The 20,213-nt window shown below is 72.0% G+C and carries 17 protein-coding genes; 6 read left to right on the top strand and 11 right to left on the bottom strand.

Features of this window, described 5'->3' with window-relative positions:
• The first annotated feature begins 100 nt into the window (after positions 1–100).
• Complete coding sequence (locus tag ACIGEZ_RS27390; protein WP_399835818.1) at positions 101–823, top strand: LPXTG cell wall anchor domain-containing protein; 723 nt, start codon at positions 101–103, stop codon at positions 821–823.
• 79 nt (positions 824–902) lie between these two features.
• On the opposite strand, the gene ppc is transcribed toward ACIGEZ_RS27390, so the two are convergent.
• Entirely contained in the window at positions 903–3,632 is a 2,730-nt protein-coding gene (gene ppc, locus ACIGEZ_RS27385) for a phosphoenolpyruvate carboxylase (RefSeq protein ID WP_399835816.1), read from the bottom strand.
• A gap of 237 nt (positions 3,633–3,869) precedes the next feature.
• Here ppc and ACIGEZ_RS27380 point away from each other — a divergent pair, with 237 nt between their 5' ends.
• Both ACIGEZ_RS27380 and ACIGEZ_RS27375 read left to right on the top strand, forming a co-directional pair.
• Positions 3,870–4,853: an acyl-CoA desaturase gene (locus ACIGEZ_RS27380; RefSeq protein WP_399835814.1), complete on the top strand. Its 984-nt coding sequence runs from the start codon at positions 3,870–3,872 to the stop codon at positions 4,851–4,853.
• Positions 4,850–5,521 carry a TetR/AcrR family transcriptional regulator gene (locus tag ACIGEZ_RS27375; RefSeq protein ID WP_389658438.1) on the top strand — a complete coding sequence of 224 codons (672 nt, stop codon included), beginning with the start codon at positions 4,850–4,852 and terminating at the stop codon, positions 5,519–5,521. The genes ACIGEZ_RS27380 and ACIGEZ_RS27375 overlap by 4 nt, the downstream gene beginning before the upstream one ends.
• Before the next feature lie 50 nt (positions 5,522–5,571).
• Here the strand turns inward: ACIGEZ_RS27375 and ACIGEZ_RS27370 are convergent, their stop codons facing one another.
• Positions 5,572–5,736 (bottom strand): hypothetical protein, encoded by a 165-nt coding sequence (locus ACIGEZ_RS27370; protein WP_399835811.1) that lies wholly within the window; start codon positions 5,734–5,736, stop codon positions 5,572–5,574.
• The gene (locus ACIGEZ_RS27365) at positions 5,736–6,569 is read right to left on the bottom strand and encodes a trans-aconitate 2-methyltransferase (RefSeq protein ID WP_399835808.1); all 834 of its coding nucleotides are present in this window, start codon (positions 6,567–6,569) and stop codon (positions 5,736–5,738) included. The genes ACIGEZ_RS27370 and ACIGEZ_RS27365 overlap by 1 nt, the downstream gene beginning before the upstream one ends.
• Positions 6,570–6,731: 162 nt before the next feature.
• Here ACIGEZ_RS27365 and ACIGEZ_RS27360 point away from each other — a divergent pair, with 162 nt between their 5' ends.
• Positions 6,732–7,229: a MarR family winged helix-turn-helix transcriptional regulator gene (locus ACIGEZ_RS27360; protein WP_399835806.1), complete on the top strand. Its 498-nt coding sequence runs from the start codon at positions 6,732–6,734 to the stop codon at positions 7,227–7,229.
• Here the strand turns inward: ACIGEZ_RS27360 and ACIGEZ_RS27355 are convergent.
• The 8 genes from ACIGEZ_RS27355 to ACIGEZ_RS27320 all read right to left on the bottom strand — a co-directional run bounded on the left by ACIGEZ_RS27355 (position 7,188) and on the right by ACIGEZ_RS27320 (position 17,946).
• Positions 7,188–7,931, bottom strand: a complete 744-nt coding sequence (locus ACIGEZ_RS27355; protein ID WP_399835803.1) for a LuxR C-terminal-related transcriptional regulator — start codon at positions 7,929–7,931, stop codon at positions 7,188–7,190. The two genes, ACIGEZ_RS27360 and ACIGEZ_RS27355, sit on opposite strands and share 42 nt — an antisense overlap.
• A gap of 242 nt (positions 7,932–8,173) precedes the next feature.
• A complete protein-coding gene (gene galK / locus ACIGEZ_RS27350) occupies positions 8,174–9,331 on the bottom strand; it encodes a galactokinase (protein ID WP_399835800.1) in 1,158 nt (385 codons plus the stop codon).
• Between the two features lie 2 nt (positions 9,332–9,333).
• Complete coding sequence (gene galE / locus ACIGEZ_RS27345) at positions 9,334–10,296, bottom strand: UDP-glucose 4-epimerase GalE (RefSeq protein WP_399835797.1); 963 nt, start codon at positions 10,294–10,296, stop codon at positions 9,334–9,336.
• Positions 10,293–11,336, bottom strand: a complete 1,044-nt coding sequence (gene galT, locus ACIGEZ_RS27340) for a galactose-1-phosphate uridylyltransferase (protein ID WP_399835875.1) — start codon at positions 11,334–11,336, stop codon at positions 10,293–10,295. Before galT ends, galE begins: the two co-directional genes overlap by 4 nt.
• Positions 11,337–11,447: 111 nt before the next feature.
• On the bottom strand, positions 11,448–12,140 hold the full coding sequence (locus ACIGEZ_RS27335; RefSeq protein ID WP_399835795.1) for a LuxR C-terminal-related transcriptional regulator: 693 nt from the start codon (positions 12,138–12,140) through the stop codon (positions 11,448–11,450).
• A 147-nt stretch (positions 12,141–12,287) separates the two neighbouring features.
• Complete coding sequence (locus ACIGEZ_RS27330; protein ID WP_399835793.1) at positions 12,288–14,147, bottom strand: PQQ-binding-like beta-propeller repeat protein; 1,860 nt, start codon at positions 14,145–14,147, stop codon at positions 12,288–12,290.
• Positions 14,148–14,196: 49 nt separating this feature from the next.
• A complete protein-coding gene (locus ACIGEZ_RS27325) occupies positions 14,197–16,008 on the bottom strand; it encodes a hypothetical protein (RefSeq protein WP_399835790.1) in 1,812 nt (603 codons plus the stop codon).
• Positions 16,009–16,143: 135 nt separating this feature from the next.
• The gene (locus ACIGEZ_RS27320) at positions 16,144–17,946 is read right to left on the bottom strand and encodes an ABC-F family ATP-binding cassette domain-containing protein (RefSeq protein WP_399835788.1); all 1,803 of its coding nucleotides are present in this window, start codon (positions 17,944–17,946) and stop codon (positions 16,144–16,146) included.
• 108 nt (positions 17,947–18,054) lie between these two features.
• Here ACIGEZ_RS27320 and ACIGEZ_RS27315 point away from each other — a divergent pair, with 108 nt between their 5' ends.
• Together ACIGEZ_RS27315 and ACIGEZ_RS27310 are read left to right on the top strand one after the other, a co-directional pair.
• Positions 18,055–19,119: a hypothetical protein gene (locus ACIGEZ_RS27315; RefSeq protein ID WP_399835785.1), complete on the top strand. Its 1,065-nt coding sequence runs from the start codon at positions 18,055–18,057 to the stop codon at positions 19,117–19,119.
• Positions 19,116–20,198 (top strand): hypothetical protein, encoded by a 1,083-nt coding sequence (locus ACIGEZ_RS27310; protein ID WP_399835782.1) that lies wholly within the window; start codon positions 19,116–19,118, stop codon positions 20,196–20,198. The genes ACIGEZ_RS27315 and ACIGEZ_RS27310 overlap by 4 nt, the downstream gene beginning before the upstream one ends.
• Positions 20,199–20,213: the final 15 nt, after the last annotated feature.

Below are 20,213 nucleotides of genomic sequence, written 5' to 3'. Positions count from 1 at the left end.
TCGTTATGACCTCTGGGTTAAGGGCGACTTGAAGAGGCGGCTAGGCTGCCTCCGCGCTGCCCCCCACGGCATCCCCCTCACCCCAGATGGACGACTGCACATGCGACGATCCCTCATTCCCGCCGGCGCGCTTGTCGCGGCCGTGGCGGGCTCCCTGATGCTGGCGCCGGCGGCCTCCGCCACCGGAAAGCCGCACGGCGACAACGGCACGGTGAAGATCCACGACGCCAAGACCGGCGAAGAGCTCATGAAGAACGAGCCGCACGTCTGCGCGTTCTACCTCGACGGTTTCAAGTTCGACTCCGCGCAGAAGGTGACGTGGCACATCGAGGGCCACGCTCCGACCGCCGGCCTCAAGGGCACCGAGGGCACGCTGACCCTCGACGGCTCCGGTCACGGGCGGACGGCCGACATCTCGCTGCCGAACGGCCACTACAAGCTGTACTGGAACTTCGACGGCGAGAACGGCAAGGCCAAGCAGAAGACCTTCTGGGTCGACTGTGAGGACAAGCCGGGCGAGGAGAACCCCGGTACGCCCGGCACCCCGACCGGCACCCCGACCGGCACGCCTTCCGGTACGCCGTCCCAGACCCCCGGCGGCACGCCGTCCGGCACCCCGGGCGGGTCGGTCTCGCCGACCGCCTCGTCCTCGGAGGGCTCCGCCGCGGGCGGGCCCGCGCCGAGCGCCTCCGAGTCCGCGGAGGGCGGCCTCGCCCAGACCGGCTCCAGTGCCCCGGTCGGCGTCCTCGCCGCGGTCGCCGTCGCCCTCGCGGGTGCCGGCGCGTTCCTGGTGAGCCGCCGTCGCAAGGCCCGGCAGCACTGACGTACGACGTCAGGAGAGTGCCCCCGTGGAAGTACTCCGCGGGGGCACTCTCCTGCGTACGGCGATGACGCCGCAGGTGTCAGCCGGTGTTGCGCAGCCCCGCCGCCACACCGTTCACCGTGAGCAGGAGTGCCCGGGCGAGCAGCGGGTCGGCGTCCTCGCCGCGTTCGGCGGCGGACCGCTGGCGGTCGAGCAGGGCGACCTGGAGGTAGGAGATCGGGTCCAGGTAGGCGTCGCGGATGGCGAAGGTCTGCTGGAGGACGGGGTTGGAGTCGAGCAGCTTCTGCCCGCCGGTCACCTTCAGGACCTCGGCGACCGTGAGCGCGTGCTCGGTCTCGATGGTCTCGAAGACGTGCTTCAGCTCGTCCGGTACGAGGGTGTCGACGTAGTGGCGGGCGATCCGCAGGTCCGTCTTGGCCAGCGTCATCTCGACGTTGGAGAGGAAGTTGCGGAAGAAGTGCCAGCGTTCGTACATCTCGCCGAGCACGGCGTCCAGACCGGCCTCGCGCAGGGCCTTCAGGCCGGAGCCGACGCCGAACCAGCCGGGGACGATCTGCCGGGACTGGGTCCAGCCGAACACCCACGGGATGGCGCGCAGTCCGTCGAGCCCGGCGCCGGAGTCGGGGCGGCGCGAGGGGCGCGATCCCAGGTGCAGGTCGGCGAGCTGGTCGACGGGGGTGGAGGCGAAGAAGTACGCGGGCAGGTCGGGGTCCTCGACGAGCCTGCGGTACGCGCCGTGGGCGGCGTCGGAGACGGTGTCCATGGCCGCGTCCCAGCGGGCGAGGGCCTCGTCGGACTGGCGCGGCGCGGTGTGCAGGGCGGAGGCCTGGAGGGTGGCGGCGACCGTCAGTTCCAGGTTCTCCCGCGCGAGCGAGGGGATGAGGTACTTGTCGGAGATGACCTCGCCCTGCTCGGTCACCTTGATCTCGCCCTCCAGGGTGCCCCAGGGCTGGGCGAGGATGGCGTCGTGCGAGGGGCCGCCGCCGCGGCCGACGGTGCCGCCGCGGCCGTGGAAGAGGCGCAGCCTGACCCCGTACCGGTGGGCGACGTCGCGCAGGCGGCGCTGGGCGCGGTGGATCTCCCACTGGGAGGTCGTGATGCCGCCGAACTTGGAGGAGTCCGAGTAGCCGAGCATGACCTCCTGGACGTCGCCGCGCAGTGAGACGAGGCGCCGGTAGGAGGGGTCGGCGAGCATGTCGTTGAGGATGACGTCGGCGGCCTTGAGCTCGTCGGTGGTCTCCAGGAGCGGCACGATGCCGATCCTGGCCCAGCCGGCGTGCAGGTCGATCAGGCCGGCCTCGCGGGCGAGGACGGTGGCGGCGAAGACGTCGTCGGCGCCCTGGCACATGGAGATGATGTACGACTCGATGACCTCGGGGCCGAAGCGCTCGAAGGCCTCCTTGACGGTGTGGAAGACGCCGAGGGTCTTCTGCCCTGCGGCGTCCAGCGGCGCGGGCGTCGGTGCGAGCGGGCGGCGCGACCTGAGTTCCTTGGCGAGCAGCTTCTGCCGGTAGTCGCGCGGCATGTCGGCGTACCGCCAGGACTCCTCGCCGAGCCGGTCGAAGAGCTGGCCGAGGGCGTGGTGGTGGGCGTCGGCGTGCTCGCGGACGTCCATGGTGGCGAGCTGGAGGCCGAAGGCGGACAGGGTGCGGATGGTGCGGTCCATCCGGCCGTCGGCGAACAGGCCGCCGCGGTGCTCGCGCAGCGAGGTCTGGATGAGGGTGAGGTCGCGGAGGAGTTCGGCGGTGCCGAGGTAGTCGCGGCCGTCCTGGTGCGGGGTGCCGGAGGCGAGGCGCTCGCGGGTGTTGACGAGCTTCTGCCGGATGCAGGTGGCCTTGAGCCGGTAGGGCTCCTCGGCGTTGAGGCGCTTGTAGCGGGGGCTGATCTCCGGCAGGCGCTCGAGGTCGGCCTGGAGGGACTCCAGGAGCTCCTCGGTGGCGCCGGTGTAGCGGATGGAGTTGGAGAGCAGTCCGCGCAGGAAGTCGACGAGTTCGAGGGCGTCGGTGATGCCGTGCTCGTGCTGGAGGATCAGCACGTCCCAGGTGACCTGCGGGGTGACGTTGGGGTTGCCGTCGCGGTCGCCGCCGATCCAGGTGCCGAAGGTGAGGGGTCGGGTGCCGGCGGGCAGTTCGAAGCCGACCCGCTCCAGCTCGGCGGCGAGGTCCTCCAGGACGTCGCCGACGGCGTTGGCGTGCAGCTCGTCGAGGTAGTAGATGGCGTTGCGGGCCTCGTCGGCGGGCTCGGGCCGGACGACCCGGAGCTCGTCGGTCTGCCAGATGAGGTCGATGTTCTCGGCGAGCCGGAGGTCGTGGCGGCGCCGGTCGGCGTCGATGACCGGGGTCTCCAGAAGGGCGGCGATCCGGCGCAGCTTGTTGAGGACGGAACGCCGGGCGGCCTCGGTGGGGTGGGCGGTGAACACGGGCCGTACGTTGAGGTTCTTGATCGTCTCGCGTACGTGGGCGTGGTCGCCGTCCTTGAGCATGTCGGCCGTGCGGGCGAGGAGCCCGCCTTCGGCGGCGCGCTTGTCGCGCATCTCGCGGCCGCGGTGGACCTGCTCGGTGACGTTGGCGAGGTGGAAGTAGGTGGAGAAGGCCCGGACGAGGCGGGCGGCGGTCTCCAGCTCGACGCCGCGCAGCAGCTCGGCGGCGGCCTCGCCGTCCTCGCGGGTGAGGCGGCGGACCTTCTCGACGAGTTCCAGGAGCTCCGGGCCCTCCTGGCGGACGAGCGTCTCGCCGAGGAGATCGCCCAGTCGGCGGATGTCGGAGCGCAGCTCGGCGCTGGCGGTGGAGGTCTGGTCGGCACTGCTCACAGGTGCGGCTCCTTGCAGTGTTTGAGCACGTCTGGAGGGGTACTGGAGGCTTGCGGACCGCGCTGTCCGACGCACACAGGATAGGTGTCCCGCTCCGCGGCACGGGCCACGCCCCGCCTTACGCGCTCTTGCCGCGTGCCGACGCGCTGCCATACTTACGTCGCCGTAGGTTACGGAACCGTAGCAACGGCGTCTTTTCCCTACGTCACCCTCACCCTCACCCCCCAGGGGACACCCATGACCACAAGCCCCGAGGTGACCTCGGATTCCGGGGTACGCGACGACGCCCCCGGCCTGCCCTCCGCCACGCTGGGCGGGGACAACAAGCGTTCGATCGAGCAGATCACGCTGCTGCTGTTCATCACGGTGCCCTTCCTGGCCCTGGTCGCGGCGGTGCCGCTGGCCTGGGGGTGGGGGGTGAGCTGGCTGGATCTGGGGCTGATGACGGCGATGTACTACATCGGCTGTCACGGCATCACGATCGGTTTCCACCGCTATTTCACGCACGGTTCCTTCAAGGCGAAGCGTCCCTTGCGCATCGCGCTCGCGGTGATGGGCTCGCTGGCGGTGGAGGGTCCGCTGGTGCGGTGGGTGGCGGACCACCGCAAGCACCACAAGTTCTCCGACGCGGTGGGCGACCCGCATTCGCCGTGGCGGTTCGGTGAGACGGTGCCGGCCCTGATGAAGGGGCTGTGGTGGGCGCACATCGGGTGGATGTTCGACGAGGAGCAGACCCCGCAGCACAAGTACGCGCCCGACCTGATCAAGGACCCGGCGATCCGCGCGGTCTCGCGCCAGTTCGTGCTGTGGACGCTGGTCTCCCTCCTCATCCCGCCGGTGGTGGGCGGTCTGGTGACGATGTCGTGGTGGGGCTCGTTCACGGCGTTCTTCTGGGGTTCCCTGGTCCGGGTGGCGCTGCTGCACCACGTCACGTGGTCGATCAACTCGATCTGTCACGCGGTCGGCAAGCGCCCCTTCAAGTCCCGTGACCGTTCGGGCAACGTGTGGTGGCTCGCGGTGCTGTCGTGCGGCGAGTCGTGGCACAACCTGCACCACGCGGAGCCGACCTCGGCGCGGCACGGGGTGCTGCGCGGCCAGGTCGACTCCAGCGCCCGGATCATCCGCTGGTTCGAGCAGCTGGGCTGGGCGTACGACGTGCGCTGGCCGGCCAGGGAGCGGATCGACGCCCGGCGCCGGAGTGCGCCCGCCGACGCGGCATGATGGAAGACGTGGCGATCGACGGCAGTACGAGTGAACAGAAGCCCCGGCGCGGCCGCCGGGTGAGGATGACGGGCGCCGAGCGCCGGGAGCAGCTCCTCGACATCGGTCGCACGCTGTTCGCCGAGAAGGGCTTCGAGGGCACGTCGGTGGAGGAGATCGCGGCGAAGGCCGGGGTGTCCAAGCCGGTGGTGTACGAGCACTTCGGCGGCAAGGAGGGCCTGTACGCGGTCGTGGTCGACCGGGAGATGCGCCAGCTCCTCGACATGGTGACCGGCGCCCTGACCGCCGGCCATCCGCGCGAGCTCCTGGAGCAGGCGGCGTTCGCGCTCCTCGACTACATCGAGCGCTATACGGACGGCTTCCGGATCCTGGTCCGGGACTCGCCGGTGGCGCAGTCCACGGGCACCTTCGCCTCGCTGATCAGCGACATCGCCACGCAGGTGGAGGACATCCTGGGCCTGGAGTTCAAGGCCCGCGGCTTCGACCCGAAGCTGGCCCCGCTGTACGCCCAGGCGCTGGTCGGCAGTGTGGCCCTGACGGGCCAGTGGTGGCTGGACGTCCGCAAGCCGAAGAAGGCGGAGGTGGCGGCGCATCTGGTGAACCTGGCGTGGCACGGCCTGGACGGCCTGGAGCAGAAGCCGCGCCTGATAGGCCACCGCAAGAGCTGACCGCGGGTGGCGCGGGTGCCGCCGGGACGGACCCGGCGGCACCCGACCGATCAGGGAGCGTCGTCTCCCCCGCGTTTCTCCAGGCGGGCCGCGTAGTCGCCCCGCACACCGGCACCTCCCGCCCCGCTGGACCGGCAGCCGTCGCGTACGGCACGGACCGAGGTCTCGGTGCTGCCCGGAACGGTGAGCCGGCCGTACTCGAAGCCTCGTAACATCAGGCGGCCTTCCGTGCGAGGGCGAAGATCCGGCGGAACGGGAACGCGGTGCCGTGCGGGCCCGGTGGATAGGCCTCGCGCAGCCGCTCGCGGTACTGGGCGAGGAAGGCGTCGGCGGCGCCCCGGTCGTCCTTGAGCGCCGTGAGCACGGGCCGCAGGGCGGTGCCCTTGACCCAGTCGAGGACGGGGTCCTCCCCCACGAGCATCTGGTAGTAGGTGGTCTCCCAGACATCGGTCTCGCAGCCCAGCTCGGTGAGCCGCTGGAGGTACTCGTCGGGATCCAGGATGTGTACGAAGCGCCGCCCCTGGTCGCCGATCCGGTCGCGCCATTCGGGGCTCTCGCACAGCTCCCCGAGCAGGGCGTGGCTGGGCGCGGTGAAGTTGCCGGGCACCTGGAAGGCGAGGGTGCCGCCGGGGCGCAGACCGTCGATCCAGGTGGCGAAGGACTCGGGATGGTTGGGCACCCACTGCAGGGCGGCGTTGGAGACGATCAGGTCGTACGGCTCCTCGGGCGTCCAGTGCGCGGCGTCGGCCGGCCGGAAGTCGAGCCAGCCGCCGCCCGAGGTGGTGCCCGCCCAGTCCTTCTCGGCCCGTTCCAGCATCTCGGGAGACAGATCGAGACCGGTGATGTGTGCGTCGGGCCAGCGGTCGGCGAGGAGAACGGTGACGTTGCCGGGTCCGCAGCCGAGGTCGGCGATGCGGGCGGGCCGGCCGTGGTTCGGCAGTTGCGGTATTCGTGCGAGCAGGTCGAGGAACGGCCGGGTTCGGTGCCCGGAGTGCCGCAGGTACTGCTGTGGGTCCCATGTCGGTGCGGCAGAGTCCACGGAATGCATGTTCGAAGCCCCCTTGCTGGAACGAGATGCCGAAGCGGAATAAGTTCCGGCCGGGTCTCTTCCCCGTAGTCAAGAAGACTATATCTCGACATCAAGATTCTTGGAAACGAGAGACTTAATACCAAGAGACTTTACGTCAACAGACCCTCTACACTGATCGTCATGGAGGACGAGGTCGACCGACTGGTCGCTGCATGGCGCCGCGAGCGCCCGGACCTCGACGTGGAACCGCTCGAGGTGCTCAGTCGTGTCTCACGGCTGGCCCGCCACCTCGACCGCGCACGTCGACTCGCCTTCTCCGAGCACCAGCTGGAGCCCTGGGAGTTCGACGTCCTGACCTCGCTGCGCCGAGCCGGAGCGCCCTACCAGCTCTCGCCGGGCCAGCTGCTCACCCAGACCCTGGTCACCTCGGGCACGATGACCAACCGCATCGACCGGCTCACCAAGAAGGGCCTGGTCGAGCGCCTCCCCGACCCCAGCGACCGGCGCGGGGTGCTCGTCCGCCTCACCCCCGAAGGCCGCGACCGCGCCGACCAGGCGCTCGCCGGCCTGCTGGCCCAGGAGCGCGCCATCCTGGCCCGGCTCTCCCGCGTGGAACGCGGCGAACTGGCGGCCCTGCTACGCCAGCTGACCGCCCCGTTCGACAACATCCCCGGCTAGGACGGGATCCGGGTCCTCCGCGGGCCCCACACCGGCCCGCCGTGCCAGCGCGACCGCCGCGAGCGTCGAATGCACGCCCAGCTTGCCGAGCACGTTCTGCATGTGCGTACGCACGGTGTGCGGCGACAGGAACAGCCGCTCGGCGACCGCCTTGCGCCCGAGCCCGGCCACCATGCACCGCAGCACCTCCTGCTCACGCGGCGTCAGCGACTCGACGAGACGCTCGCTCTCGGTCCGGTGCCTGCGGACCTCGGTCAGCTCCCGCAGCACACCGGTGAGCAGCGCGGGCGGCAGATGCGTCTCGTCGCGCAGCACGCCACGGACGACGGCGAGCAGCCGTTGCAGCGACGAGTCCTTGGCCACCCACCCCCAGGCCCCGGCCTGCAGGGCGAGCGCCGCCCGATGGGCGTCGTCCCGCTCGGCGAGCACCACGCATCGCAGCCCGGCCCGCTCACGGACCCCGCCGACCAACGAGATCCCGTCCCCGGCCCCCGAGGCGCCCAGGTCCGAGTCGACGAGCATGACATCGAAGCGCCGCCCCTCGGCCACCCCTCGGTCCAGGCAGCGCAGCGCGGCGGGCCCACTGCCCGCGGCGGCCACGTCGACGTCGGGCTCCGCCGCGAGAGCGGCGGCAAGGGACTCGGCGAAAATGCGGTGATCGTCCACCACCAGAACCCGGATACGGGCCACGGACACCCCCAAAGCTCGAGGAACGGCCCGGCGCGGGCACGGCGCCGGGGGCGGGTCCGCCGGTCACACGGCCGCCGCCGTGCCATGACAGTTACCCCGCCCCGGGCGCCGTACCCGGCGGGTCTCGATACCCCTGATCAGCGCCGGCCCCCACCGGCGCTGCGCACCAGGGTACGGGTGGGAGGGGGCGAGGGTGGCGGATTCTCGGAAGTATCCGAAGTCGGGGCCGGCCGGGGCCGGTCGGGGCCGCCGCGTCAGCCCACGCGCCGCGCGCCCACCGACGGGGTGGCGACGAAAACCCCCGGGGCGGCGAACCCGGCCGCCGCGAAGGCCTTCTCCACCGCGGACGCGACGACGCCGGCGGCCTCCGCCGCCACCAGGACGACGGCCGATCCCCCGAACCCGCCCCCGGTCATCCGCGCCCCCAGCGCCCCCGCCGCGTTGGCCGAGGCGACCGCGAGGTCCAGTTCCTCGCACGAGACCCGCAGGTCGTCGCGGAGCGAGAGATGTCCCTCCGTGAGGACCGGACCGACGCCACGCGCGTCCCCGGCGTCGAGCAGCCCGATGATCCGCTCGACCCGCTCGTTGTCCGAAACCACGTGCCGGACATAGCGACGAACCGTTTCATCACTCAAACGTCCGAGGGCGTCGGACAGTTGCACGGCGCTGATGTCACGCAGCGCGCGCACGCCGAGCGCCCGCGCACCGGCCTCGCACCCGGCGCGCCGCTCCGCGTACGCGCCGTCCCCCAGCGCGTGCTGCACGCGGGTGTCGACGACGAGGAGCCGCAGCCCCTGCGCCGCGAGGTCGAAGGGCACCTGCCGGTACGACAGATCCCGGGTGTCCAGATACAGCGCGTGCCCCTCGGTGGCACACGCGGAGGCCATCTGGTCCATCACGCCGCACGGCACACCGACGAAGCGGTTCTCGGCGGCCTGGGCGATCACGGCGAGCTCGGGCCGCGAAAGACCGAGCCCGAACAGATCGCTCAGGGCGAGCGCGGTGACGACCTCCAGCGCGGCGGACGACGAGAGGCCCGCACCGGTCGGCACCGTGGACGTCAGATGGACGTCCACACCCCCCACCGGATGCCCGGCCTCCCGCAGCGCCCACACCACCCCCGCCGGATAGGCGGCCCACCCCTGGACGGAGCCGGGCTCCAGACGGGCGACGTCCAGCCGGACGACCCCGCCGCCGGCCTCGGCGGAGTGCAGCCGCAGCACGCCGTCAGCGCGCCGCGACACCGCCGCCACGACGGTGTGCGGCAGGGCCAGCGGCAGGACGAACCCCTCGTTGAAGTCGGTGTACTCGCCGATCAGGTTGACCCGCCCCGGCGCGGCCCAGACCCCTTCGGGCCCTGCCCCGTACAGCTCACGGAACTCCGCCGCCACGCCGGCCCCGGCACCGCTCATGCCTACCCCTGCTCCTTCTTCCGTGCGAACGCCCACGCGTCCTCGACGATGGCCGCCAGGTCCGGGCGGGACGGGTTCCAGCCGAGCCGCTCGCGCGCGGACCCGGCCGAGGCGACGAGCACGGCCGGGTCTCCGGCGCGGCGCTCGGCCATGACCTCGGGCACGGGGTGGCCGGTGACCTTGCGGACGGTCTCGACGACCTCCCGCACGGAGAATCCGTTGCCGTTGCCGAGGTTGCAGATCAGGTGCTCGCCCGGGGTCATCGCGCCGAGCGCGAGGAGGTGGGCCTCGGCGAGGTCGGCGACGTGGATGTAGTCGCGGACGCACGTGCCGTCGGGCGTCGGGTAGTCGTCGCCGTAGACGTTGATCGCCTCGCGCTTGCCGAGGGCGACCTGGAGGACGAGCGGGATCAGGTGCGACTCGGGGTCGTGCCGCTCGCCGCACTCCTTGTAGGCACCTGCGACGTTGAAGTAGCGCAGCGAGACGGCGGCGAGGCCGTGCGCGGCGCACTCGCCGCTGATCATGTGGTCGACGGCGAGCTTGGTGGCGCCGTAGGGGTTGGTCGGCGCGGTGGGCGCGGACTCGGTGATCGGCACGGTCTGCGGCTCGCCGTACGTGGCGGCGGTGGAGGAGAAGACCAGCCGCCGCACCCCGGCCTCGCGCATGGCGGCGATCAGCGCCATCGTGCCGCCGACGTTGTTGTCCCAGTACTTCTCCGGCTTGGCGACGGACTCGCCGACCTGCGAGAAGGCGGCGAAGTGCAGCACACCGTCGAAGGAGGCGTCGAGCCACTTCGCGGCGTCCTGGATGCGCCCCTCGATGAAGGCGGCCCCGGCGGGGACGCCCTCGCGGAAGCCGGTGGAGAGGTCGTCGAGGACGGTGACCTCGTGTCCCGCCTCGAGGAGGTGGGCGGCGACCGTGCTGCCCACATAGCCGGCTCCACCCGTCACCAGGTACTTACTCAACTGCTTGCCACCTCTCGGAGTCTGTCGGCCGCGGACTCCGGCGACACGTCGTTCATGAACGCGCCCATGCCGGACTCGGTGCCCGCGAGGTACTTCAGCTTGCCAGAGGCCCGGCGGACGGTGAAAAGCTCCAGGTGCAGGGCGAACTCCTCGCGGCCCGCGCCGGTGACCGGCGCCTGGTGCCAGGCGGCGATGTAGGGCGTCGGCGGCTCGTCCGTACCGAAGATCCGGTCGAAGCGCCGCAGGAGTTCCAGATAGAGCCGCGGGAACTCCGTGCGGGCCTCCTCGTCGAGGCCGGTGAGGTCGGCGACCCGCCGGTGCGGCTGGAGGTGCACCTCGTAGGGCCAGCGGGCGGCGTACGGGACGTAGGCGGTCCAGTGCTCGCCGGCGAGGACCACCCGGCCGCCCTCGGCACGCTCGTGGGCCAGGACGTCCTCGAAGAGGTTGCGGCCGGTGCGGGCGCGGTGTTCGACCGCGTTGCGGAGCATGGTGGCGGTGCGGGGGGTGGTGAAGGGGAAGGCGTAGATCTGGCCGTGCGGGTGGGCCAGGGTGACGCCGATCTCGGCGCCGCGGTTCTCGAAGCAGTAGACCTGCTCGACGCCGGGGCGGGCGGAGAGCTCGGCGGTGCGGTCGGTCCAGGCGGCGAGGACGAGGGCGGCCTGGTCCTCGCCGAGGTCGGCGAAGGACGCCTTGTGGTCGGCGGTGAAGCAGACGACCTCGCAGCGCCCGTTCTCCCCGGAGAGGGAGGGGAACCGGTTCTCGAAGACGGCGACCTCGTAGTCGGCGGCGGGGATCTCGCTCTGCCAGTCCTCGGTGGACGGGCAGAGCGGGCAGGTGTCGGCCGGCGGGTGGTAGATGCGGCCCTGTCGGTGGGAGGCGATGGCGACGTTCTCGCCGAGGAGCGGGTCGTGGCGGATCTCGGACGCGGACGTGACGGGCTCGAGCGGACGGCGGTCCACGGCGTCGCGCACGGCGTCGTCGTGCCGGTCGAAGTAGATGAGCTCACGCCCGTCGGCGAGGCGGCGGACGGTCTTCTTCACGGCGGGCCTTTTCACGGGGGCTCCCATCGAGCATCGCACAGAACCACCCATAAAAAACCACAATCAAACAGCGAAGGTCAACGCTCACCCACGCCCGACCACCCGAACGAACTACAGCCGAGGCCCCGGCACCAACCCGGGCACGAAAGCCCGGTCCAGCAACCCGCTCCGCGCCGCCAGCGCCGCCGCCTCCAGCCGCGACCCGACCCCCAGCTTCATCAGCACCCGCTGCACATGCGTCCGCGCCGTGCTCGGCGCGATCGCCATCCCCGCCGCGATCAGCCGGGTGTCCTCCCCCTCCGCCACCCGGACGAGCACCTCCACCTCGCGCGGGGTGAGCAGCCGCAACAGCCGCTGCCCCTCGTCGTCCGGCTGCGCCGCCGGGTTGAGCAGCTCCGCGAACGCGGCGTGCAGCAGCTGCGGCGCCACCGCCGCCTCCCCCGCCCGCGCCTTCACCAGCGCGCGCTCGACCCCCTCGATCCGCTCGTCGTGCCGGACATAGCCCGAGGCCCCGGCCGCGAAGGCGGCCGCGATCCCGCGCGGCGAGGGCACCGGCCCGAGGACCACGACCGCCACCTGCGGCCGCTCCCGCTTGATCCGTACGACCGGGTCGAAGGCGCCGGGCTCGGCGGGCGCCGAGGTGCCGAGCAGACAGACCTCCGGCGCACGGCTCACCACCAGCTCCGCCGCCCCCGCCACCGGCGCCGCCGACGCGAGCACCCGGTGCCCGCGCAGCTTCAGTGCCGAGGCCAGCGCCTCGGCGTGCAATCGGTGGTCGTCGACCACCACGAGCCGAACGCCCATCGATCTGACCCCCATCTCTCCCTGACCCCCCAGACTGTCGAATTCTTCGCCAAAGAGGGTCACATGCAAACAGCCCGGCGCACCGATGTGAATCGGTGCGCCGGGCTTGCCGGATGACGGAACGTCAACGCGAACATGCGTGCGGGGTCAGTGCGTGCTGTACCCCACGACCAGGTACTCCTTGGTGCTGGAGGACGAGGTGCTCGGCTTGGAGATCATGACCTCGGACAGGAACAGCCGCCCGTCCGCGTACACGACCTCGACGTAGTCCGAGGAGAAGGTCCGCTCGGCGCTGCGGATGGAGGCGTCGGACGGGTTCTCCAGGAGCAGCGTCTCCTTCATGGTGCCGCCGTCGATGGAGACGATCTGCCCGCCCTTGTCGTAGGGCGCCTCCTTGTACGCGAGGATGTTGCCGCCGTCCATGCGCAGCGGGACCAGCGTGTAGCGGTCGCCCGCGTCGGCCTTCTCCGGCGCCGTCCTGCCGGTGTTCAGGTCGAAGGCGACGATCTCGTTGGTCTCGTCGCCGTACTCGCCGGTGCTGCCCTCGTGCTCCTCGGTCGGAAGGTAGAGCCGGCCGTTGCCGACGACGACCTTGGTGCAGTTCTCCACCTCGGTGGAGCGGCAGCGGGCCCCGTAGCGGTCGGCGTCCGCCGTGATCTTCACCTTCAGCTTGCCGGTCTTCTCGTCGATGGAGAAGAAGTCCGAGATGCCGGAGCCGTCGTCCGCGGTGTCGCCGACGTCGGCGGCCACGACCAGCGGCTTGGTGGAGACGATCGAGGCGTAGTCGACGCCCGCGGGCATGCGGAACTGCGAGATCGGGGCGCCGGTGGCCGGGTTGAGGTTCTGGATCAGCACGTACTGGCTGGGGTACCGGCCGCACTTGCGGGCCGCGACCAGGCCCTCGCCGCCGCCGTAGCCCATGTCGAAGCAGCTCTGGTCGTCGGCCTGCGGCTTCCACCGCGGGTTGCCGTTGGCCACGTCGAAGGCCGCGCCGCCGTCGGTGCCGCCGGCCGCGACCGTAGCGCCGCTCAGCGTGACCTCGCTGAACTTGGCCTTGCTGTCGCCTGACGTGCCGCCGGTGACGGAAGTCGACCAGATCAGCTTGCCGGTGCCGAGGTCGATCAGACCGACCTCGGTGCAGGGCTGGAAGAACTTCGGCGCGACGCGCTTGGTCGCCTCGAACAGGATCGGCGTCCTCCCGTCGGCGGTGACGTGCTTGGAGGTGCCGCAGACCTGGCCGGTCAGCGGCAGCGTCCACAGCACGGTGCCCTTGTCGCGGTCGTAGCCGACGATCGAGTTGACCCCGGTCTTCACGTACGCCTTGTCGGTGAGCCAGGAGCCGGCGACGTCCGTCACGTCGCCGACGGCGGGCTGCGGCAGCTGGACGGTCATCCTGGCCGCGGTCTTGGCCGGGACCTTCTCCTTGCCGCCCCCGCCGAGGCCGTTGGTACCGCCGTCCTTGCCGCCGGTGGCGGCGCCGGAGGTGCCCTTGGCCTCCTTGCCCGGCTCGTCGCCGTCGCCGGAGCTCGCGTACCAGATGCCGCCGCCGACGAGCAGGACGACGGCGACGACCGCCGCGATGACGATCTGCAGCTGCGCCGACAGCTTCCTGCCGCCGCCGGAGCCCGGCGGGGGCGTCTGCTGGTACTGCGGGTACTGCGGCTGGGTCGGGTAGCCGAACTGGCCCGGCTGCGCGGGCGGCTGCTGCTGCGGGTACCCGTACTCCTGCTGGGTGGGCGGCTGCTGCGGGTAGCCGTACTGCGGCTGGGCGGGCGGCTGGGCCGGCGGCGCGGGCGGCTGCTGGGGATACCCGTACGGCGCCTGCTCCGGCGCCTGCTGGGGGTACCCGTACTGCCCGTACTGCCCGGGCTGCTCCGGAGGCGGCGCCGGCGCGCCGAACCCGCCCGGCGGCGGATCCTGCGGCGCGCCGAAGCCACCGGCCGGGGGCTGTCCCGGCGGCGGGCCCGGTGGCTGGTTCGGCGGCGGGGGCGGGGGCGGCTGCGTCATGGCGTCGGTACCTCGGAGGTGTCGGAGAGCGGGCGGGACGGGCGGGGCGTCACTTGCCGTAGGCCATCATCGTCTTGGTCTCCTTCTCGTCCTTGTCGTTCGCCGCGGAGACCCGGCCGGCGGCGATCACGAAGGTGCCGTTGCCGTAGGCGAAGCCCGCGTCGAAGAACGAGCTCTCGACCGTGGACACGGCCGCCTGGTGCTGCAGCAGCACCTTGGGCGCGCCGCCCGTCGGGGCGAGGGTCGCGACCGCGCCGCCCGTGTCGTAGCGCGGCTCGATGTAGAGCAGCACCTCCGAGCCCTCCATGCGCAGCGGCGTCATCTGCTGCTCACCGGGCGCCTTGGAGCGCCACTTGGGCTTGCCGTTGCTCAGGTCGAAGGCGATGACCTCGTTGGGCGTGCCGTACGCGGTCTCGGTCGCCATGTAGAAGGTGTTCGCGTCGGCCGCGACGCCGGTGCAGCCCTGGAGGTTCTTGCCGAAGACGACGAAGGCGCCGCCGCAGCGCGGGGAGAACTTGTCCTTGCCGCCCTGGATCTGCGAGCGCTCGGTGCCGTTGGCGTTGAGCGAGAAGATGGCCCACTTCTTCTCCTCGCGCTGGGTGGCGGAGACGACGAGCGGATCGACGGAGTAGACCCGGTCCACCTCCCAGTTGACCTGGAGCTTGAACGTCCACTTGGCCTTGCCCGTGTTGGGGTCGACCTCGCTGACCGCCTGCGACTCCTTGTTGACGTCGCCCGAGGGGCACTTGGACGCGGCGATCAGCTTGCTGCCGCCCGCGTACGCGAAGGGCTTGCAGCCGCTGGTGGGGCCGGTGAACAGCTGGTGGCCGTCGGTGAGCGAGAAGCCGTAGGCGGAGCTGGAGCCGGCCGCCGTGACCGTGTTACCGCTGATGGCGAGGGTGTTGTCGGAGAAGGCGAAGAGGCCGGTGGCCTTCGGCACGGCCTTCTTCCAGCCCGCCTTGCCGGTCTTGAGGTCGACCTGCTGGAGCTGGGTGCACTTGGCGCGGTCGCCGGCGCTGTCGTTGTAGCCGAAGACCATGACGCCGGTCGCGGAGGGCTCCGGCGGGGCGGCGCACAGCTCGAACGGCAGGTCGATGTGCCACTTGGCGGAGCCGTCGGCGAGGCTGTAGCCGTCGACGCCCTTGTACATGGCCTTGACGACGGTGTCACCGACGATCCACGGGCCGAAGACGTCGGAGCCGTTCTTGGGCAGGTCGGTGTCGTTCTTGAGCAGCCAGTTGATCTTGGCTTCGCCGTCCTTGCGGCCGGCGTTGAGGCTCTGGTCGCCGTTCTCGCCGTCGCCGCTGCCGTTGCCCTGGTCGACCGACTCGGTCGGCTTGGGCACGGAACTGGAGGAACTGGTCGGCTTGGCGACCGGCTCCTTCTCGTCGTCACCGCCGAGCGCGAACCAGGTGCCGCCGCCGATGACGAGCAGCGCGGCGGCGGCCGCCGCGATGACGACGCCCGGCTTGCCCTTGAACGGGTTCTTGCCGCCGCCGGGGGGCGGGGGCTGCATCGCGGCGGTCGGGTAGCCCCCGTACGGGTTCTGCTGCTGGCCGTAGGGACCGGGCTGCTGGCCGTACGGGCCCGGCTGCTGGCCGTACGGGCCGGGCTGTTGGTACGGGCCGGGCTGCTGCTGCTGCGGGTAGCCGTACGGGCCCGGCTGCTGCGGGGCCTGCTGCGGGTATCCGTACGGTCCCGGCTGGGCGGGCGGCGGCGTCTGCGGAGCCTGGCCCGGGGCCTGCGGCGGCACCGGCGGAGCCTGCGGCGGGACCGGAGGCATCGGCGGGACGCTCTGCCCCTGACCGGGATCCGGAGCGCCGAAGCCTCCCGGCGGCTGGTTGCTGGGCGGCTGGGTCATCAGCGCTTCCCCCTAGAAAGTGAGCGGGTTTTCTTTCTACCACTCGGGGGATGGCGCAAAAGTGACCGGTCCGTCCCTTGTTCCCAAGGGAGGACCGGCCCGTGATGCCGTCGTTACGCGTCCTCTACGACTTCTCTACGCGTCCTCGGCGAGCTCCAGCCATCGCATCTCCAACTCCTCGCGCTCACCTGCGAGTTCCCGGAGCTCCGCGTCCAGTTTCGCCACCTTCTCGAAGTCCGTGGCGTTTTCGGCGATCTGGGCGTGCAGCTTGGTCTCCTTCTCGGAGAGCTTGTCGATCTGCCGCTCGACCTTCTGCAGCTCCTTCTTCGCGGCGCGCGACTCGGCGGCCGACGCACCGGACTTCGGCGCGGCGGGGGCGGCCGGGGCCGGCGTGGCGGCCTCGATCATCCGCTGTCGCCGCTCCAGGTATTCGTCGATGCCGCGCGGCAGCATGCGCAGGGTCTGGTCGCCGAGCAGCGCGAAGGTCCGGTCCGTGGTGCGCTCGATGAAGAACCGGTCGTGGGAGATGACGACCATCGAGCCGGGCCAGCCGTCGAGCAGGTCCTCCAGCTGGGTCAGGGTCTCGATGTCGAGGTCGTTGGTCGGCTCGTCGAGGAAGAGGACGTTGGGCTCGTCCATCAGGAGCCGCAGCAGCTGGAGGCGGCGGCGCTCGCCACCGGAGAGGTCGCCGACCGGCGTCCACTGCTTCTCCTTGGAGAAGCCGAACTGCTCGCACAGCTGACCCGCGGTCATCTCCCGGCCCTTGCCGAGGTCGACCCGGTCACGGATCTGCTGCACGGCCTCCAGGACGCGCAGCGTCGCGGGCAGCTCGGTGACGTCCTGGGAGAGGTAGGCGAGCCGTACAGTCTTGCCGACGACGATCTTCCCCTCGGCGGGCTGCTCCTCGCCCTGGCTGACGGCCGCGTCGGCGAGGGAGCGCAGCAGGGAGGTCTTGCCGGCTCCGTTGACGCCGACCAGACCGATGCGGTCGCCGGGGCCGAGCTGCCAGGTGAGGTGCCTGAGCAGGGTCTTGGGTCCCGCGGTGACGGTGACGTTCTCCAGGTCGAAGACCGTCTTGCCGAGCCGGGCGTTGGCGAACTTCATCAGCTCGGAGGTGTCGCGGGGCGGCGGCACGTCGGCGATCAGCTCGTTGGCGGCCTCGATGCGGTAGCGGGGCTTGGAGGTACGGGCGGGGGCGCCGCGCCGCAGCCAGGCGAGCTCCTTGCGCATCAGGTTCTGCCGCTTGGCCTCCTCGGTCGCCGCGATGCGCTCGCGCTCGGCGCGGGCGAACACGTAGTCGGAGTAGCCGCCCTCGTACTCGTGCACGTCACCGCGCTGCACGTCCCACATGCGGGTGCAGACCTGGTCGAGGAACCACCGGTCGTGGGTGACGCAGACGAGCGCGGAGCGGCGCTCCTGGAGGTGCTTGGCGAGCCAGGCGATGCCCTCGACGTCGAGGTGGTTGGTGGGCTCGTCGAGGACGATCAGGTCCTGGTCCTCGATGAGCAGCCTGGCGAGCGCGATGCGCCGCCGCTCGCCGCCGGACAGCGGACCGATGACGGTGTCGAGCCCGTTCTCGAAGCCGGGCAGGTCGAGCCCGCCGAAGAGCCCGGTGAGCACGTCACGGATCTTGGCGCTGCCCGCCCACTCGTGGTCGGCCATGACGCCGATGACCTCGTGGCGGATGGTCGCCTTCGGGTCGAGCGAGTCGTGCTGGGTCAGCACCCCGAGCCGCAGTCCGCCACTGTGCGTGACCCGGCCGGTGTCGGCCTCCTCCAGCTTGGCGAGCATCCGGATGAGGGTGGTCTTCCCGTCGCCGTTCCGGCCGACGACCCCGATCCGGTCCCCTTCGGAGACGCCGAGGGACACCCCGTCGAGCAGGGCACGGGTGCCGTACACCTTGCTGACGGACTCGACATTGACCAGGTTGACGGCCATTTCACTCCTGTACCGGGGGATCGATCGATGTCCAGGGTAGACGGGAGGGGCGGGTGGGATAGCGTGCGGTGATTCGTTCGCTAGTGCGATGCCGAAACGGGGGCGGGGATGGACGATTCGGCGTGGGTGCGGTTCCGCCGGCACCGGTGGCTGCCGCAGGCGGCCCTGGTCCTCGTGGCCGCGGTGGTGATCGCGGGGTTCGTGCTCGTACGGGGTGAGCAGCGGGACCGGCACAACGAGGACGCGCTGGGGCGGGCCTGTGGTGGCGTGCTGCCGCGGGAGGACGCGGTGGAGCTGCTGCCGGACGACTCCCGGTGGAGGCTGCTGACCGGGCCGGGGCCCCGGGGTCTGGTGGCGTGCTCGCTCCACGGGGAAGGCGAGGACGACCCCGGGTTCTCCGTGACGGCGGAGCCGGTGCTCGACCCGCCGCTGAAGGGCGTACGGGCGGAGGACGTCGTGGGGCGCACGCCGTACGAGGAGACGCCGGACTGGGCCCGGGAGCACGAGCGGGCCGACGAGCGGATCACGGTGCCCTGCCCCCACGGGCTGCCCGGCTACCCCAGGCCCGTCACCTCCTTCCGCGTGCACGCCTCGACGGGCAGCGAGGCCGTCGAACACCTCGGTGCGCTGGTCGCCGCCGTCGCCGAGGACGTCCGCACGAGCGGGCGCTGCGGCGGTGCCCCGGTACGGGAGACCGACGTACGGCCGGTGACGCCGTCCGGCGAGGACGACGCGGCGGACGGGCCCCCGGCGGAGTGCGCCTGGTTCCGTCCGGCGCTGGGCCCCGGCCTGAAGGGCGCCGAGCAGTCCGCGTACGGAGCCACCCACGCGTGGGCCCGGGCCTGTTCCACGACGCTCTCCCAGGCGGGCGGCGGTGTGGCCGTGAGCTCCGCGAGCTGGTGGGGCGAGGTCCTGCCGGAGGTGCGCACCGAGTACGGGCACGAACTGGCCGGCGCGGGGCGGGGCAAGGCACCGGACGCGCGGGCGAAGAAGCACGAGCTCGCCGTCTGGGCCGAGTCGCGGTGCGCGGGCGGCCGGACCCTGCACCGGCTGGGCCTGGAGGGCGCGGACCGCGAGCTGCTGCTCGCCCGCGCCGACGCGCTCCTCGCGCGCTACCTCGACGCGTCGGGCGACTGCCGTGACACGAAGGTCCTCGGGAAGGTGTGGACATGAGCGACGAGATCCTGGAGCGTTTCCGGCGGCGGCGCCGGCTGCGCCTCGCCGCGGGCCTGACGGCGGGCGCCGTCGCCGTCGCGGGGGGCCTGTTCTGGCTGTCGGGAGGCTGGGACGCCTGGCGCCACGACCGGGCCCTGGACTCGGCGTGCGACGGCGCCCTGGCGGCCGACCCGGTGCGGGAGCTGGCGGGCGGGGCCGAGGTGACGGCGGGGATCAGGTCGGACCGGAACTGGTGGCAGTGCCGGGTGAGCGAGGTCGACGACGAGGAGGCCGGCCGCGTCGACCTGCGCGTGACGGTGAGCCACTCGGACGACCGGTCCGCCGACCTGGCGGCGGCCCGCACCGACGCACCGCTCGGCCACGGCTGGACCGGCGGCTTCTCGTTCGACCCCGACCAGGACAGGCGCGGCGAGGCGAGCGCCTCCCTCCTGCTCGACTGCGGCGGCGAGCCGGGCGGCGCGGTCACCGCCGAGGTGCGCGCCAGGATCGCCCGCGCCGACTTCGGCCGGCCGGAGACCCGCGCCGGGCTCGCCGCCGTGCTGACCCGGACGGCGACGGCCTACGCCCGGCAGAAGGGGTGCGAGGCCGCCGAGGGCGAGGCGGTGCGGGAGGTCGGGGTCTCGGTGAACGCGTGGGACTACGAGCCGTTCGGGTCGGTGTCCGGGAGCTGCGCCGGCATCGTGGACGCCGGGACCGCCGCCCGCTGGGGCGTCCGTACGGCCGTCGAGACCGCGCCGGGGCCGAAGCCGGTCGAGGGCTGCACGCTGGGCGGCCTGCGGGGCGCACCGCTCTACACGTTCACCGCGTCGTACGGCCAGGCCCTCGACTGGGCCCAGAGGGAGCGCCTGGAGGACCTGGCCGACGGGCCGGCGGGCGACGCCCCGGACGGCCGCTACGTCCTGTGGGCCGACTGCCGTGGCGCGGCGGACCGCGCCGCCTACGCCGTCGCCCCCGCCCGCGGCGGTTCCTTCACCGTCTCCGGCCTCGCCCTGGACCACCCCGGCCTCCGCACCGCCCTGCGGGCCTTCGCCGAGCGTTCGGCGAAGGCACACGGCTGCACGGTCGGACGGCGGTAGACAAGGGCCTGAACT

This window comes from Streptomyces sp. NPDC085481, assembly GCF_044541845.1.
In the GTDB taxonomy this organism is placed as follows: Bacteria; Actinomycetota; Actinomycetes; order Streptomycetales; family Streptomycetaceae; genus Streptomyces.
The sequence above is the reverse complement of the archived record's forward strand: the minus strand, read 5'-3'. Positions and strand labels throughout refer to the sequence as shown.